We start from the raw sequence: 15,533 nt of genomic DNA, 5'->3' as shown, positions 1-15,533 counted from the left end.
TGCTTACTATTTCCGATTGTTAAGACGCCAGCCCACTCCTGTCGGTCAGCCAATTGTCCGCGCCTTTGGTTTCTCAATTGGTGCGAATAACCATTTACTTTCTGCGTTTAGTTCTTGAATCGCGTCATCAACTCCCCATACCTTGCCGCTATCATCGATAGACACGCCGGACAAATCGGCTAATTTATACGCAGCATCTAGCGCATCCGTCCGGACTCCGGCATTTCTTGACGCAATCAAAAACTCTGCGCGGATCAAGCGTTTATTTGCAATCTCTAAAACATCATCGCTCACTCGTCCTCACCCTTTCCGTCTAAACTCAACGTCGGATTTACAGCGTCCCGGTATACCCAAGCGACATCCTCCGCAGTCTGACGGATGCGGTCGCCCTCCTCATCGACAAATGGTTCCGGCATGTGCTCCGGATGCGCGGCGAAGAAGGATTCCGTATCGTTGATATACCGAGCGTACTCCGATCCAAACGCCTCTTTTGCCGCGTTATTAACGATTGGACTGCGGTGGATGCGCGGGTCTTCGTCGATCATTTTCGCAACCTCTATGATCTCATTGGCCCCGCGGAAATCTTCACTCTGATATGGTTTGAGCAAGCCTTCATACAGCTCGCCGAGTTCTGCACGGGCGGAAACCTTGATTTCCCCAGCGCCTACGCCCTTCGAGATATTATCGTCTCCCGGTGCCGATAGGATTTTCGAAGCAATCTCCGCAAAATCCTCGCGGACACGATTGGCAAGATACGGATCGTCCAGCCCCTCGGTAAACCCGCGCAACTTTTCAAAAGCTGCTCTTTTCGACATTATGAACATGAGCTCCGTCTTAAGTGATTTGAAAGTATCCTCAAATCTACCTAGTCTTACCGCGTCCGGCTTTTTAGGTGGTGTGTAAATAACCTTTTCTGCTTCTCGAATCGATTTCTTAACGTTTGCAACATATTCCTGTTTCATTGTGTGGGATTTTTTCAAAAACTCAATTGCATATTTTTGCTTAATCTCGGCTTTTGCTTCTTCCTTTCCTTCGGCCGTGAATCGACGGTCTGCGTCAATTTTAGCCAATTCATCTGCTAGCTTTCGCTTGTATTCCAACATCATGCTACTAGATGATTGTTCAATTTCACGCGCTCTCTTAAGGCTTGCTTTTGCTTTTTGATAACTCATCCTGATCCCCCCCAATTGTTTTAATAAATTACTTTCTGGCTGGTTACTTCGTTTTGACTAATATAAGCGCTGCGGTTTGCTGAATAGCTAATGTCCAAACTGCCAACAGGCGCGCCAGATGCATATTTCTCGATAATATGATCCTGTAGTTTGACGGACTCAGTTGCAATTTCGTGCGCCTTCTCTTTTAGCCCGTTAAGGGCGGCGAAATATGCCTGCTTGGATTTCTTCATCTGTTGAAGAAGTGGGTCAACATCTGTTTGCCTCACTTGCTTAAGATACTTGTTCCAGCCAGCTACGCGAGCTTCCACGCTGGTTATGATTGTTTCCTTGTTTGTGAAGTCAATGTTTGATGGAGTAAACTGCTCCGTTAACACTAGACATCATCCTTCCTTAAAGTTATTAAACTATAATTAATTAACACGGTAATATAATAGAGTGATATTGCAAAATAAAAAGCGCCTATTACAGCGCTAGTTTTTCGGACTCTCGGGCCCGCGTGATAGCTTCGGTAATATCTTCGCCAGTCCCGAATGCCTGCGCGATCTTAATTCGCAATGCAGGAGATACGGGCCTGAACCCGCTCTCCACTGCGGCAATACATGATCGCGATACATTTAAAATCTTGGCGAAACCCTCCTGCGTCATTCCTTTACTTATTCTTACCGCTCTTACGGCCACCCCGTTCACTGTTACAAACCCCCTTTAATGTCATAATCGTTACTATCGGGGCAAATAAAAGAACGTCAGTTCTCTCCCCACCTATTAGGATACATGTCCCAGGTAAAAGTCTGTCTCTTCCTCCCGCTCTTGCTGCAGATTATAAATGACGACCGGCCCAGCCAGCTCTTTCGCCTCTTCTTCCGAACGCCATCTCTTATGAGAGTTTGGAAAGTATCCAAATTCGTCGTCCATTGTGATTTCGGTCGGAACGCGTCTCCCTAGCTCCTGCCGCAGCTTCACTATTGTTATTGCGTCTCCAATATCTTCGGATGCTGTTTCCCCGCGTTGAGATATTTCAAACAACTCGGCAGGAGAATAGAACGGATACTCCAATTCCTGGCGTTCACGATAACGCATTAAACGTGGATCACCGTCGTTTCGTTGCCGACGCTTTTTAATATTTCCGTATGTTTTTAGACAAGGATAGCGGCACACTAACGCATTATTCCGGCGAGATCGATCCATAAATTCGCAACCACAAACGGCGCAAACCTTGACCCTCCGCCGCTCAATTTCGGAAAGCTCTCGCCCTACACACTCGAGATAGTATTGATAATCCATAAGCTGGCGGGCGCAACTCCCAACTTGCGGGTATATCTCGTCCTTTTCCGGCTCAGGTTTCGCGCGATCCCGGAGTGATAAGCCTTTCTTGTGGTCTTCCGCGAGAACATAGTCATTCAACCGTTCTACGCGTCTCCATTCAGAGTAAGTCGGCAAATGGCCTGTATAGGGAACGTGTGTATCGTGAAAATATTTCATTGCGTGGTCTGCGGACTCTTCGGAAACTTTTAAACGTATACTTAACGGATGGGCGGCGTGGCGGCGGTAGTCGGAGCGTTTCATATTCGGATACATTTCGCAAGATTTGTCCAAGCGGTTAACCTCCCCATAATAAGCAGCGATTCCCGCAACCGGGATCGAGCTGTATCTTGTTATCTTTTATCTCAAGTACTCTATTCCGCGGTAAAAGATGTATTAATATATCATCTAACAGTCCCGTAAGGTTTCGATAGAAACCGAAGCGGTATATTTATTCTTGTTAATTCGTTTTTGTTAAGTTCGTTATTATTACCTTCCTGAATACGGGATTTAGTCGGCTCCCGAATACAGGATTAAGCTGCTCCGTTTACGGGAATTGCACCATCAAATGGGTAGAAAAGTGGTAAATACATCTTCTTGGGGTTCCCGTGCCAAGCAATCATTTTCGTAATCAATAGTCCCTCTGACTCTAGCAAGCTACAAAGCGGCTTAATTCGATCCCCGTGAATACCTGTGTCCGCGCGAATCTGTTCAACAGTCGGGAACGCCCACATGTAATAATCGTTCGACTCCGTCCCGTTTACGTACGCGTGAAGATAAAGGAGAAGGAAAATTGCATCGCGCGCCGACCTTCTATCATATTTCTCGCCTAATTCACGTAACTGAACACGGAACAAGTCGTGAAGGGACGGAGAGTATCCGCCTCGTTCACTCCCTAATACGCCCTCTTTCTGCTGTATCGCAATTTGCGCCAGACGTTGAAGCTCATTCATTGCCGCGCCTCCCTTTGATTAGTTTTTATAGTAAGCGGAATGACCGCTATTCTATCTCGCCTAATGTAATATACAAACCTTTACACCTCCGTCGCACACCTTTCATGTACTATGTTGCCGGTCGATTCGTTTTCGCACAGATTTACGATACTTTTTTTCGTGACCTCTATTTATACATCCACGCCACGACGCGCATTTGCACACCTTTCAAACAAATAAACGACGCTTGTTATCGTTTCGCACAGTTAAAGTATTATTTCCGAGAAATTTTAGCCTCGCACACTTTTCGAGGAAATTTCCTCTACATAATTAATACGGACACTACTTTTAAAAAAAGGTACGCCCATTATTTGGTAATTCTCTGTTTTTGTGTCTAATTTGTGAACAATAATATTTTATCAGCGAAAATTATTTTTTAAATTAGCGAAACCAAACGTATGTTCCTGCGTATTACTCTATATAAACGCAAACGAGCGGTGCCTGAACCGGTTTGACCCGGCCGCCCGCTTGCTTGTAACCTATGATATATCGATAAATGCGGCCTCACGATCCGGGCGTTGCCGCGCCCGAGCCGCAGGAATTAGCGTACGCCGGTCGATAGTCGAAACGTTGGCGCGAATCACTACCGGCCGGATTAGAACCGTGCCTCATGGCACGATTTGCCGAGCAGTTGGCGCTCCTCGACGTTTAAAGAGTCCCGCATGGTCCTGTATCCCACGTTTGGCGCCGCGAGATACTGCGGGGCTTGAAACAATGACCTGGCGTCTCCTCCCCTTTACGGTGTTAGCGCACCTTTAGGTTAGGTTCATCGGAGACGTGGGGTTATCTAACGACTCGAAACTCCTCGCCAGCCATTGGGTCGGACATTACGCAGTCAATAAGAAAGTCGAGCGCTGACATTCGTATTAGGCAGGCCGCAACCTCCGCAACAAGCTCGTCAGTTTGGTCGATACCTTTCGCGACCCTAACCGAGTCTTTCAGTTCCTTTGCTATGTAGAGTCGCGGATGGTTAACCACGTCAGTATGACGCACGACACACCGTAAAACTAGTTCGTCACCAACAAAATATAGTGCGAGGTCGCTGCGAATGAGCCAAGACTCCCGGAGTTCATAATCTAGCGGACCGTCTCCGAAACAACCGTCAACAACGAGGACACGTTCAAGATTGATCTTCACGTAAATTTCCCCTTTCGGATATGATCTGCTGCGTGACCGCAGCTTTATAAGCAAGTAATCGTTTATAGCGAAGTGCGGGCGGTCTCTTGGCGGAGCGGCCACGCAAATAATCGTATCTGAGGTCGCCGTATTCGTTAGCCTTGCGCGTGAAAAATGATATGCGCTTAGAAATCATGAACCGGCGCCTCCTTCCAACCAACTGGCGTGAACTCGTCCGGGGCTGCGTCGATGCCGACAAGCTTCAAGTCCTCGATTGCCTCTGCGACAGCAAGCGGTAGCAGTTCCTCGCTAGTTACCGGTCGCGGCGTGTATACATCGAGTGTGATGCGCCAACCTGCGCGATCCAGAACGCACGTATAACGATGTTCTTCGGTTCTCATAATGCGGCCTCCCCATCTATTCCTGCAACGACTGCCAAGAACTCAAGCGCGGTCATAGAAGCGAGCTTTTGGACTGAAATCTTACCCGGTAACTCCGTATCAAAAAACAAGTGTCCAGTTTCGATATCCACGTGTACCTCGTCGTCAACTTCTTTAACACGCTCAACCATCAAATATGTACCGTGTCCAGTATGATCAACGGATACAGCAACTGATCGACTTAACATGATACCGTCACGGACGATAAAGCCAGGCGCTCCGAATACATTAGGATCTTCGTACTCGTCCAATACTTTCACGAAGTTCATAGTCTCACCCCTCCAATGCCGCGATTAATATGTCTAGTTCATTGTCCGCGGTAAGGATTTTGTGAAGTGCCTTCAAACTGATCGGGCTTTCTAAGCACATACCCTTTGGCTTACCACCAATCTCGGACATCCTCGCTATAACCGCACATTCATCCTCAAGGTTAATAAGCACGTACAAATCATCCTTAATCAAAAATGCGTCACATCCATCGAGCTTAATTTTTTTTACCATATCGAATATCCCCCTTAGTTATGAATTAGTAACTGCAGCGCGATCCAATTTCCGCCGCGAGTCCTTACATAGAGCCTTCCATCGATTTGTCTACCTCCGCGGTACATGCTCCGGCCCCCTTGTCAAAAAAATAGGCATGACTAAATAAGCAGAAAGTTGTGGCTTTTTCTGTAAAATAGTGATATGCTTATCTCAGAAAATATACGCTTATGGTCATATTTCTTATCCTAAATATACGCTTATGGTCATATTATGTCAAGGGGGAATTTTTGTGCTTAGAATTAAGGTTAAACTCAAGGAACTACTTAAAGAGCGGGGAGTCACGCAAAACGAGTTATCAGGGCTTAGCGGAGTTGCACAGGCGAGGATTTCCAAGTTATGCAGTCCTAAACGACAAGAAGTCAACTTAGAAATGTTAGAGAAGATTGCTGACGCATTAGAAATCATGGACATCCGCCTATTAATAGACTTCGTTCCTGATGATACGGAGTAATGAGGAATCTATGACGTGGTTTTAGCGAATCTAGGCGGGAAATTAGCGGCTCTAACAGCGGAGGAATATAAATGCTAGGGTACGATATACGGACGTCTATTTAAACGAAAAAAGAGCGCAGGCCCAACGGAACTTAATCCGCAGACCTGCGCTCTTTTTTGTTCGAAAGCACTCATCTACTTATTATTGAATTAAACTAATAACAATTCCGATGATGCCAAAAATAATTAAGGCCGTCACTTCAACTACTTTTAATACAATTTCCAACTGTCTGTTCTCCATTGTTCACACCTCCCGCGTCAAAATAAGATTCCAGACGCCAGAAAGAGGGTGGTGTGAGACGACAAAAATAGCCAAGAGACGCCAACACAAAACCTACCCCTTACGGGTCCGGTAAGTGTTAGGCAGGTCTCCTGGCTATCGAAAATTCAAACATATTCGAATACAGTGGTTATAATAACCGCAGCGGAGTTTCACCGCGTTTCCCTTTTAAGCCCTAGTCTATACAGACCAAAGCACCTAATACAAACTATAAAATTTTCTATGATAATATTACCAAACTATACATGAGTAGTCAACCTATCGAGTTATACTAACGGTTCTATTTACGCCTCACTTTTTTAGATACCTTTAAGTTAGCAAGCTGGGAGTATTGCGAATGACTATCGCGCATCACTTCCTCGTTAACTCTGACATATCCCTGCGTGGTCTTAATGTCTGCGTGCGCGACGATGCGCTGCAAGGTGAACAAGTCTCCACCGTTTACTAAGTAGTTCGTTATAAAGTAGTCGCGGAACCGGTGCGGGGTTACTTTCGTCGTTTCCGTATCTATCCCGGCTATTTTCGCGTACTTAATGAGTTGCTTTCTAAAATGGTCGGCTTTTAGCGGGTCGCCATACACCGAAACAAATATACAATCGGTATCAAAATAGGATTGCGTTTCTTCTATTAGCCTTATTATTTCGCGGACAACTGGCGCAGACATCGGAACTATGCGCGGCTTACGGTTCTTGTTAAGTGATGCAGGAAGCCGTATACAGCGGGCCGCAAAGTCAAAATGCGATGTCACCAAGCGTAGCGCCTCGTTGATCCTAAGCCCAGTATCCGCGAGAAGCATCATCAAAGTAATATCGCGGAACCCGACGTATGTACTCGTATCAGGCGCGTTCAATAAGGCGGATAGCTGATCGTCTGTAAATATGTTTTTATCCGTTTCATCCACTCGAGGCGGCTTGATCTTCTCGGTTGGGTTGTCCGCGATTATTCCCTCAGTACTCCAAAACTTACACATCGTTTGTAATGCGCGGAGCCTTGACTTTACGGTCGCGGCCGATAGTTTTCTGTCGTCCTTTTTGCGGTACGGATCGTCCTTATACCGCGTATGCTCGAACGACATGTAATCAAGGTATCCGCGAAGCAACTCCGTATTAATGTAACTAACATCGTCAATATCCGGATGATATTCGTCTAACCACTCGCAGAAATACCGCCAGTAACTCCTATAGTCCGCGAGCGTTCTTTCACGAACCTTCTCCGCTCTCTTTGCGCTATAGAAAAGGTTGAACGCGAGATCAAGCGGAATAGGCTCGTTCTTTTTCGCGGACGGTCTTGGTTTAAAGTCAATCCTCTTTTTACCCTTGCGCGGATCAATGGACATAGTAAAAACCCCCTACGATTGTTTGCAGGGGGCTTCGTATTTACACCGACGTACATCCGTTTTCTGACCGGGAGTGCGTAGCCCTTACGCTAGCCTTACCGAAGCATTTAACGCTGTAACACCGTGATTCATGCGGTAGGATGCTGATGAGAGGATTCGAACCACCGACCTACGCATTACGAGTGCGTTGCTCTACCTACTGAGCTACATCAGCATATCCATTTATAATTAGAAACAAAAAATATTATACCGCTTTTTCGGAAAAATGCAACCCCTAAATTGCAGAAGTCGGTTTATAGCTTCTCGCGAACGGAGCGAAGCTTCTGTTCGGAGGAGCTGTCTTTGTCGCGGCGATCATCAATCTTGATTGAGGTCGAGACCCGCATCGCCCCCGATTGGAATGGCGCTTCATGAATCGCCCGGATCGCGGTGAATATGTCGTCAAGCTGGCCCTCGATGATGGTGCTCATGGAAGTCAACGTGTATTTAATCCCCTGCTGTTTCTCCAACACACGCTGCAGCTCGGCTACATAAGAGCTAAGACTGGTACTCCCTGTCCCTACTGGAATGACTGTCACTTCTACTATCGCCATCTTCAAGACTCCTCTTCCATACCATGATAATCCTATTGTAACCACAACATCAGCTGAATTTCAAACTCTGAATCACCTTAAGTTGCTCGGCAAGTTGCTCAGTGATTTCTAACGAATCTACAGAACGCTATTGTCATGAAAACCAGAGAATATTAAATCTAACGAAGCTACATATCGTTATATGAGCGGAAATTCACCATTTTGCCCTTTATTCCCCCCGATAGCGATACCCAGTTTCGTTCCAATTCCCAACAAGCCTCTTTCGCTCAAATAGCGATACCACGTTTCATTAGACCAGGCTTCAAAGACAGCAGTCCGAATTTCACTTCTATCTGGCCGCTAAATATTATCAGATTTATGTCAGCTGTCCCGTCCATAAAAGTTCACATTTATTTTCATCCCCGACTCGCCGCATCAGGTCTGCTTTCTACTGTTTTTCAATTATTTTTCACTTGTTAACCCGACTTCTGGCCTGTTTACAAACACTACATATTGGGCTATGATCGATAAAAGACAACCAAATATAGTATGAACAGGTGGTTCGGAGTAATTTGTACTGCCGGATCTTAAAAGGGAAACGCGGTGTAAATCCGCTGCGGTCCCGCCACTGTGACCGGGAGCTTAAGGGCGGATAATTCGCCCTGTCAGAGCGTGTTCAACAGGTCGATTTCCAGACCTTTTTGAACGCAAACTCTATCAGCGATTCGTCGGCATTATGCCACTGCAGCTAAGCAAGCCTGTGGGAAGGCGCCGGTGATGGCCCGGAAGCCAGGAGACCTGCCTGTTTCAATGACACCGCTATTGACCTGCGAGGAATCAGGTAGGTGTCCGCTTGCAGCTGCTACATACTAGCCAAGCTATCTATCATCTGAACACAGGAGTACTGTGTTTATTGAAGCGCAATCGGGCATTTTCGACCTCGAAGCAGGTTGGAAATGCTTTTTATATGGAAATAATGTGGAGTAATTCGAGGGGAGAACTGTATTATGGCTTTATTAAATCGGATTTATACGGATCAGGAGCAAATGCTGGATGAGGTTATTCACTTAGGGGAGGAGATCGTAGCCAGCTCCAACCTGGAGAATCTGCGCGAGAATGCGAACCTGAACGGAGAGAGCTTCTCCGGCAAAATGAGCAAGTTCGGCAGTGAGTACGCCAAATGGTATGCGAATCATTTCGTTATGCCGATGCATCTGGTACAGGCCATTCAGGATAATATCGTCTATGTTCATGATCTCGATCAATATGCGATCGGCACGACGAATTGTATCTTCATTCCTTTTGATAAATTGCTCGCTGGGGGCTTCAACACCGGCAATGGCAGCGTCCGTCCGCCTAATTCGATTATGACAGCGATGGCGCTGGTGGCGATTATTTTCCAATCCCAGCAAAATGCCCAGTACGGCGGCGTCTCCGCGAACAAGCTGGATCATGATCTGGCGCCTTATGTAAACAAGTCCTTCGCCAAGTATTTCCGCAAGGGACTCGGTTATTTCGAAGAAGGTGACGAGACTGCAGATCTAGGTGACATTACGATGGGGCGCAGCGACCTGCAGGAGCAATATCCAAGAACCTATAAATATGCTCTCAGGGAAACCGAATCCGAGACTTTACAGGGCGCAGAGAGCCTGATTCATAATTTAAATACGATGTCGAGCCGGGCTGGCGGGCAAATCCCTTTCACCAGCATTAACTACGGCACCTGCACCTCTCCAGAAGGACAATTGGTCATTCAATCCCTGCTTAAGGCGACGATGCGCGGTTTAGGGAGCGGTGAGACACCGATTTTTCCAATTCAAATATTCAAATGCAAGCAAGGCGTCAACCAAGAGCAAGGCGATCCTAACTATCATCTGTTTCTGATGGCGGCAGAATGCTCTGCCAAACGGCTGTACCCGAACTTCGCCAATCTGGATGCACCGCTGAACCTGCAATACTATGACCCGACTGATCCGGATACCGAGTTCGCGACGATGGGCTGCCGTACCCGGGTGCTAAGCGATCGCTTCGGACGCAACCATCTGTCTGGCAAAGGGAATCTGTCTTTTAACACGATTAATCTCGTCAAGCTCGGGCTAGAGCATGGTATCGCCCTGGGACGGCGCACAAAGGCTGATGAACGCGGCTTCTATCGCGAACTGAAGCATTACATGGACATCGCAGCGGACGGCCTCTTGCACCGCTTCAAGATCCAGTCTCGCCAGAAGGCCAAGGCCTCTGACTTCATGATGCGCGAGGGCGTATGGGAAGGCGGCGAAGAGCTTGCTCCCGACGATCAGGTCGGGGAACTGCTCAAGCATGGCAGCCTGTCCATCGGCTTCATCGGACTAGCCGAATGCATGAAGGCGATGTACGGCAAGCATCATGGCGAGGATGAAGAGGTCTATCGCAAAGCCTATGAGCTGATCTCCTATATGCGTCAATATTGTGATGAGCAGAGCGAACGCCATAAATTGAATATCACCCTGTTCGCCACACCTGCGGAAGGATTGTCCGGCAAGTTCACCAAGCGCGACCGCACTGTCTACGGAAAGGTTCCTGAGGTGGTGGATCGTGAATATTATACGAACTCCTTCCATATTCCGGTGTACTATTCTTTGAGTGCATCGAAGAAAATCGAATTGGAAGCACCCTTCCATGATCTTTGCAATGCGGGAGCGATCTCTTATATCGAGCTGGACGGCAATGCTCGTAACAATCCGGCCGCCTTTATTAATATTGTGAAATATGCCCTGTCCAAGCAGGTTAGCTATTTCAGCATCAATCATCCGATTGACCGCTGTACTTCCTGTGGCTATGAAGGAATTATCGGAGCGACCTGCCCTTCCTGCGGCAAGCATGAGAATGAAGTGCATATCCGCCGTCTGCGCCGGGTTACCGGCTATTTAACCGGGGACTATCAGACACGGTTCAATGCTGCCAAGCAGGCTGAGGTGCGTGATCGGGTGAAGCACGGAGTATGAATATTTGCGGATACTACCCAGAATCCATTAATGAAGGTGAAGGCCTGCGCGCCGCCATCTTCATCAGCGGATGCCGCCATCGCTGCAAGGGCTGCTTCAGCCCAGCTACCTGGAACTTCAAATATGGTGAACCCTTTACTGAACAACGGCAAGACGAGATTATCTCGGATATCAAAAATAACCCACTACTAAGCGGCGTCTCTCTGCTTGGCGGTGATCCCTTCTTCTCCGCGGATGAGGTCAGTGCTTTTATTGACCGGATGCGGGCAGAGGCTGGACCGGTTCCAATCTGGATCTATACCGGATACACATTCGAAGAATTGCTAGCTAGGCCAGATAGCCCGGAATATCATCTGCTGGGACGCTGCCAAGTGCTCGTCGACGGAAAATTTATAGAAAATTTACGAGACCCTGCCCTTCTCTATCGGGGCAGCTCCAACCAACGGATCATCAGGATTCAAGAGAGTCTGGCCGCCCAAAAAGTAATAGATTGGGAACCCATGTACTCTTTCTAGCAAGCTTCGTTTCTAGTATAATTGATAACCTGTGATGTTTCTCATAGTGATTCTTTGAGCGGAATTTAATTTTACCGGCGCAAGTGTATCCTCTGCGCCCTTTTTTTCGCCGCTTATCTGCAATTTTAAATAACCAAATTCGTAGATTTACACAGCTTAGCTGCTGCTGCAACTTATATCATGAAAGCGAGGATATTCCATGCCATCATTCGTAACCAAACCTAATAATCGTCAGCTTGCCTTCGATAGCGAGCGCCTGGGCATCTACGCCGACCGAATCCTGGAGGGGCTGGACAAGATCGATAAGGAACGACTGCTGCGCGGCGTCAATTCCAAATTAAGACGCGATGTCGTAACCGGAGAGGAAATCAGCAACGCCTTCACCATGTCCGCATTAGAGCTGGTCACCAAGGAGGAACCGGAATGGAAGTTTGCGGCTGCGCGCGCGCTTCTGACTTCCCTCTATAAGAAAGCGGCGGTCAATCGCCGCTATAAATCCTATCCGGAGCAGCCTTACGGCTCGTTCTATCCATTGATCTCCGAACTGTGCAAGACTGGCATTTACCGCGAGGAACTGCTGGAGTATTACAGCAAGGAGCAAATTGAAGAGCTTGGCGAGATGATCGACCCCACCTGCGATTTGCTGTTCGACTATATCGGGCTGCTTACGCTGTCAGAGCGTTATCTGGCTACTGACTTTGAAGGCCGCACGATGGAGCTGCCGCAAGAGCGCTATATGGTGATCGCAATGTACCTGATGCATAAGGAACCCGCTGACAAAAGAATGGAGCTCGTCAAGGAAGCCTACTGGGCGATGAGCAATATCTACATGACTGCAGCGACACCTACCATGTCCAATGCCGGCAAGAAGGTGGCCGGACAGTTGTCCAGCTGCTTCATCGATACGGTCGATGATTCGCTCGAGGGCATCTTCGACTCCAATACCGATGTGGCCCGACTCAGCAAGATGGGCGGCGGTATCGGCGTCTACCTCGGCAAAGTCCGGGCTCGCGGCTCAGATATCCGCGGTCACAAGAATACCAGCTCCGGCGTTATCCCCTGGATTCGCCAGCTTAACAATACTGCGGTCAGCGTAGACCAGCTCGGTACCCGCAAAGGAGCCATCGCCGTCTATCTGGACGTGTTCCATAAGGATATCCTCTCCTTCCTCGATTTGAAGCTGAATAACGGGGATGAGCGGATGCGTGCCCATGATATTTTCCATGGCGTATGTGTACCTGATCTGTTCATGGAAGCAGTGGAGTCGCGTGGCGAGTGGAACCTGTTCTGCCCGCATGAGGTGAAGAAGACGATGGGCTGGAAGGATGAGAACGGCCGGGCGCTTGGACTAGAGGACTTCTATGACGAGGAAGTGGGCAAGGGTCAGTTCCGTGAGAAATACCAAGAAGCGGTGGATCATCCTACTCTATCCCGCATCACCATGCCAGCCATCGACATCATGAAGCGGATCATGAAATCGCAGCTTGAGACCGGCACGCCTTACATGTTCTACCGCGATACGGTGAACCGTTCGAATCCGAACCGCAATCACGGTATGGTCTATTCCTCCAACCTCTGTACAGAGATTATGCAGAACCAATCGCCGACCGTGGTTGAACAAGAAGAACTGGTGACGAAGGACGGACAGACCCGGATTGTCATTTCCAAAATTCCTGGCGATTTCGTCGTCTGCAACCTGAACTCTATTCACCTGGCACGTGCTGTACCTGCCGGAGTGCTGGATCGGCTTGTCCCGATTCAGGCGCGCATGCTGGATAATGTCATCGACATCAACAACATCGAAGTGCTTCAAGCCCAGTACACGAACAGACAGTACCGCGCCATCGGGCTTGGAACCTTCGGGCTGCATCACCTGCTTGCGCTGGAAGGCATCCGTTGGGAATCCGAAGAGGCTGTACAATATAACGACGCGCTCTACGAGCGAATCAATTATCTGTTGATCAAATCCAGCATGGAATTGGCGATTGAAAAAGGACGCTACCCGAAATTCGCAGGCTCGGATTGGGATACCGGTCATTACTTCACTTCCCGCGGCTATACCGACGGCTCACGTGAAGGCCAATATGTGACCACCGAGCAGTGGCGCGAGCTGATGGATCAGGTTCATGAGCATGGTGTGCGCAACGCCTGGATGTTCGCCATCGCTCCGAACGGATCGACCTCGATCATCGCCGGCTCTACCGCCAGCATCGATCCACTCTATGAACTTCTCTCCTATGAAGAGAAGACGACATATAAAGTGGCTAACCCGGCCCCGGACCTGTCCGAGAAGACGATTTGGTATTACAAGACGGCGTTCATGATCGATCAGCACTGGTCGATTCAGATGGCCAGCGCACGTCAGCGCCATATCGACCAAGCGCAAAGCTTCAACTTGTATGTGCGCCCTGACATCCGCGCGTCCGAGTTCCTGGATCTGCATCTACACGCCTGGAAGGCTGGCATCAAATCTACCTACTATGTCCGCAGCCGCGCATTAACCATCGAGGAGTGCGAATCCTGCGCATCATAATCTTTTAAAGAGTGCTCTGAATAGAATAGTAAGATTATAAATTTAGGAGATGGGTTCAAATGACACTGCAATTACAGGAGATCTTCAATACTAAGGCTCCCAATAAATCAACCCGCATCATTAACGGCGAATGCTCCGGTATCCTGAACTGGGATGATATCCGTATGCCGCATATGTATAAGCTGTACAAGGTCCTGCTGCTCAACTACTGGATCGCTGACGAAATCCCGATGAATAAGGACGCTCAGCAATTCCCGCTGCTGGATGCGGAGGAACAGCGTACCTTCAAGATCAATATCGGCCTGTTGGCCGTGCTGGATTCGATGCAAACGATGTTCGTCGGCGATGTGAAGCGCTATTTAACCGATTCCTCACTGGAGGCGATCGCCGCAATCATCGCTCAGCAGGAGGTCGTGCATAACCAATCCTATTCCTATGTGCTATCCTCGCTCGTATCCGATCAGGAGCAGAAGGAAATCTTCGAATACTGGAAGCATGACCCGGTGCTGCTCGAGCGCAACACATTCATTTCCGAGATTTATCAGAACTTCCGCAATGAGCAGTCACCGCAGACGTTCTTTGAATCACTCGTGGCTGATTTGATTCTGGAAGGGATCTTTTTCTACAGCACCTTCGCCTTCTTCTATAACCTGGCACGCGATCAGAAAATGATGGGCACCAGTCAGATGATCTCCTACATCCAGCGGGACGAGAACCAGCACTGCTACTTCTTCGCCGAAATATTCAAGCAATTGCTGATCGATTACCCTGAACTGAACACGCCGGAAAATATGGACTACGTATATCGTACGATCCACCGTGCGGTCGAGCTGGAGACGAATTGGGCCCACTATACGCTCAAAGAGGTGCAGGGCATCGATCTGAATGAGCTGTCCGACTACATCAAGTACATCGCCAACAAGCGGCTGAAATTGATGGGGATGGATAAAGCGTACGAAGGCGTCGATGTGAACTGCATGCCTTGGATCAAGCCATTCTCGGATGAGGCGCTCAATGCGACGAAGACCGACTTCTTCGAGGCCAAATCCCGCAACTACGGCAAAGTCGGCGACGATAATGGGTTTGATGATCTGTAAGCTCTGATATGAGCTGATTCACTCGAAAACAAGAGCATCGAGCAGTAAAAAGGCACAGAAGCGACAGGACCTCCTGCTGCTTCCGTGCCTTTTATTCCAATTATCGATTCACTTTTTGCAAATAATATTCTATAATATCTTTATGTCGATTTTTAATGA

Annotated in this window: 17 protein-coding genes, 1 tRNA gene and 2 riboswitches; of the genes, 5 read left to right on the top strand and 13 right to left on the bottom strand. The window is 48.2% G+C overall.

What is annotated here, in order from left to right; all coding sequences use genetic code 11:
* Nucleotides 1-45: 45 nt before the first annotated feature.
* The 10 genes from BFJ94_RS22320 to BFJ94_RS22270 form a co-directional block, all read right to left on the bottom strand.
* Nucleotides 46-294: a hypothetical protein gene (locus tag BFJ94_RS22320; RefSeq protein WP_120464612.1), complete on the bottom strand. Its 249-nt coding sequence runs from the start codon at nucleotides 292-294 to the stop codon at nucleotides 46-48.
* Entirely contained in the window at nucleotides 291-1,172 is an 882-nt protein-coding gene (locus BFJ94_RS22315) for a hypothetical protein (protein WP_120464611.1), read from the bottom strand. The genes BFJ94_RS22320 and BFJ94_RS22315 overlap by 4 nt, the downstream gene beginning before the upstream one ends.
* A gap of 20 nt (nucleotides 1,173-1,192) precedes the next feature.
* On the bottom strand, nucleotides 1,193-1,549 hold the full coding sequence (locus tag BFJ94_RS22310) for a hypothetical protein (RefSeq protein WP_120464610.1): 357 nt from the start codon (nucleotides 1,547-1,549) through the stop codon (nucleotides 1,193-1,195).
* A gap of 88 nt (nucleotides 1,550-1,637) precedes the next feature.
* The gene (locus BFJ94_RS22305; RefSeq protein WP_120464609.1) at nucleotides 1,638-1,862 is read right to left on the bottom strand and encodes a helix-turn-helix transcriptional regulator; all 225 of its coding nucleotides are present in this window, start codon (nucleotides 1,860-1,862) and stop codon (nucleotides 1,638-1,640) included.
* Between the two features lie 75 nt (nucleotides 1,863-1,937).
* The gene (locus tag BFJ94_RS22300; RefSeq protein WP_120464608.1) at nucleotides 1,938-2,768 is read right to left on the bottom strand and encodes a hypothetical protein; all 831 of its coding nucleotides are present in this window, start codon (nucleotides 2,766-2,768) and stop codon (nucleotides 1,938-1,940) included.
* Nucleotides 2,769-3,007: 239 nt separating this feature from the next.
* On the bottom strand, nucleotides 3,008-3,427 hold the full coding sequence (locus tag BFJ94_RS22295; protein ID WP_120464607.1) for a hypothetical protein: 420 nt from the start codon (nucleotides 3,425-3,427) through the stop codon (nucleotides 3,008-3,010).
* 1,159 nt (nucleotides 3,428-4,586) lie between these two features.
* Nucleotides 4,587-4,778 (bottom strand): hypothetical protein, encoded by a 192-nt coding sequence (locus BFJ94_RS22285; RefSeq protein ID WP_120464605.1) that lies wholly within the window; start codon nucleotides 4,776-4,778, stop codon nucleotides 4,587-4,589.
* The gene (locus tag BFJ94_RS22280; protein WP_120464604.1) at nucleotides 4,768-4,983 is read right to left on the bottom strand and encodes a hypothetical protein; all 216 of its coding nucleotides are present in this window, start codon (nucleotides 4,981-4,983) and stop codon (nucleotides 4,768-4,770) included. Before BFJ94_RS22280 ends, BFJ94_RS22285 begins: the two co-directional genes overlap by 11 nt.
* Entirely contained in the window at nucleotides 4,980-5,291 is a 312-nt protein-coding gene (locus BFJ94_RS22275) for a hypothetical protein (protein ID WP_120464603.1), read from the bottom strand. The genes BFJ94_RS22280 and BFJ94_RS22275 overlap by 4 nt, the downstream gene beginning before the upstream one ends.
* A 4-nt stretch (nucleotides 5,292-5,295) precedes the next feature.
* The gene (locus BFJ94_RS22270; protein ID WP_120464602.1) at nucleotides 5,296-5,523 is read right to left on the bottom strand and encodes a hypothetical protein; all 228 of its coding nucleotides are present in this window, start codon (nucleotides 5,521-5,523) and stop codon (nucleotides 5,296-5,298) included.
* 271 nt (nucleotides 5,524-5,794) lie between these two features.
* Between BFJ94_RS22270 and BFJ94_RS22265 the strand changes: the two genes are divergently transcribed.
* Nucleotides 5,795-6,016: a helix-turn-helix domain-containing protein gene (locus BFJ94_RS22265; protein WP_120464601.1), complete on the top strand. Its 222-nt coding sequence runs from the start codon at nucleotides 5,795-5,797 to the stop codon at nucleotides 6,014-6,016.
* A gap of 386 nt (nucleotides 6,017-6,402) precedes the next feature.
* Nucleotides 6,403-6,554, bottom strand: a riboswitch (cobalamin riboswitch).
* Between the two features lie 63 nt (nucleotides 6,555-6,617).
* Here the strand turns inward: BFJ94_RS22265 and BFJ94_RS22260 are convergent.
* The 3 genes from BFJ94_RS22260 to BFJ94_RS22250 form a co-directional block, all read right to left on the bottom strand.
* A complete protein-coding gene (locus BFJ94_RS22260; protein ID WP_120464600.1) occupies nucleotides 6,618-7,673 on the bottom strand; it encodes a tyrosine-type recombinase/integrase in 1,056 nt (351 codons plus the stop codon).
* Between the two features lie 141 nt (nucleotides 7,674-7,814).
* Nucleotides 7,815-7,887: transfer RNA gene (locus tag BFJ94_RS22255), tRNA-Thr, on the bottom strand.
* 79 nt (nucleotides 7,888-7,966) lie between these two features.
* Nucleotides 7,967-8,266: an MTH1187 family thiamine-binding protein gene (locus tag BFJ94_RS22250; protein WP_120464599.1), complete on the bottom strand. Its 300-nt coding sequence runs from the start codon at nucleotides 8,264-8,266 to the stop codon at nucleotides 7,967-7,969.
* 517 nt (nucleotides 8,267-8,783) lie between these two features.
* Nucleotides 8,784-9,065, top strand: a riboswitch (cobalamin riboswitch).
* A gap of 187 nt (nucleotides 9,066-9,252) precedes the next feature.
* Between BFJ94_RS22250 and BFJ94_RS22245 the strand changes: the two genes are divergently transcribed.
* The 4 genes from BFJ94_RS22245 (at nucleotide 9,253) to BFJ94_RS22230 (ending at nucleotide 15,374) form a co-directional block, all read left to right on the top strand.
* Complete coding sequence (locus BFJ94_RS22245; RefSeq protein ID WP_120464598.1) at nucleotides 9,253-11,229, top strand: anaerobic ribonucleoside triphosphate reductase; 1,977 nt, start codon at nucleotides 9,253-9,255, stop codon at nucleotides 11,227-11,229.
* A complete protein-coding gene (nrdG, locus tag BFJ94_RS22240) occupies nucleotides 11,226-11,744 on the top strand; it encodes an anaerobic ribonucleoside-triphosphate reductase activating protein (RefSeq protein WP_120464597.1) in 519 nt (172 codons plus the stop codon). The genes BFJ94_RS22245 and nrdG overlap by 4 nt, the downstream gene beginning before the upstream one ends.
* 199 nt (nucleotides 11,745-11,943) lie before the next feature.
* A complete protein-coding gene (locus BFJ94_RS22235; protein WP_120464596.1) occupies nucleotides 11,944-14,277 on the top strand; it encodes a ribonucleoside-diphosphate reductase subunit alpha in 2,334 nt (777 codons plus the stop codon).
* Between the two features lie 65 nt (nucleotides 14,278-14,342).
* The gene (locus BFJ94_RS22230; protein WP_120465368.1) at nucleotides 14,343-15,374 is read left to right on the top strand and encodes a ribonucleotide-diphosphate reductase subunit beta; all 1,032 of its coding nucleotides are present in this window, start codon (nucleotides 14,343-14,345) and stop codon (nucleotides 15,372-15,374) included.
* The last annotated feature ends 159 nt before the right edge of the window (nucleotides 15,375-15,533 follow it).

Origin of the sequence: Paenibacillus aceti (assembly GCF_003614185.1) — a bacterium.
GTDB classification, from domain to species: Bacteria; Bacillota; Bacilli; order Paenibacillales; family Paenibacillaceae; genus Fontibacillus; species Fontibacillus aceti.
Note: the sequence above shows the minus strand (reverse complement) of the source record. Positions and strands in the feature narration are given on the sequence as shown.

Excerpts from the sequence above, each read along its gene's own strand:
- BFJ94_RS22315 (WP_120464611.1), bottom strand. The coding sequence starts at position 1,172 with ATGAGTTATCAAAAAGCAAAAGCAAGCCTTAAGAGAGCGCGTGAAATT.
- BFJ94_RS22295 (WP_120464607.1), bottom strand. The coding sequence starts at position 3,427 with ATGAATGAGCTTCAACGTCTGGCGCAAATTGCGATACAGCAGAAAGAG.
- BFJ94_RS22285 (WP_120464605.1), bottom strand. The coding sequence starts at position 4,778 with ATGATTTCTAAGCGCATATCATTTTTCACGCGCAAGGCTAACGAATAC.
- BFJ94_RS22280 (WP_120464604.1), bottom strand. The coding sequence starts at position 4,983 with ATGAGAACCGAAGAACATCGTTATACGTGCGTTCTGGATCGCGCAGGT.
- BFJ94_RS22275 (WP_120464603.1), bottom strand. The coding sequence starts at position 5,291 with ATGAACTTCGTGAAAGTATTGGACGAGTACGAAGATCCTAATGTATTC.
- BFJ94_RS22270 (WP_120464602.1), bottom strand. The coding sequence starts at position 5,523 with ATGGTAAAAAAAATTAAGCTCGATGGATGTGACGCATTTTTGATTAAG.
- BFJ94_RS22260 (WP_120464600.1), bottom strand. The coding sequence starts at position 7,673 with ATGTCCATTGATCCGCGCAAGGGTAAAAAGAGGATTGACTTTAAACCA.
- BFJ94_RS22250 (WP_120464599.1), bottom strand. The coding sequence starts at position 8,266 with ATGGCGATAGTAGAAGTGACAGTCATTCCAGTAGGGACAGGGAGTACC.
- BFJ94_RS22245 (WP_120464598.1), top strand. The coding sequence starts at position 9,253 with ATGGCTTTATTAAATCGGATTTATACGGATCAGGAGCAAATGCTGGAT.
- nrdG (WP_120464597.1), top strand. The coding sequence starts at position 11,226 with ATGAATATTTGCGGATACTACCCAGAATCCATTAATGAAGGTGAAGGC.
- BFJ94_RS22235 (WP_120464596.1), top strand. The coding sequence starts at position 11,944 with ATGCCATCATTCGTAACCAAACCTAATAATCGTCAGCTTGCCTTCGAT.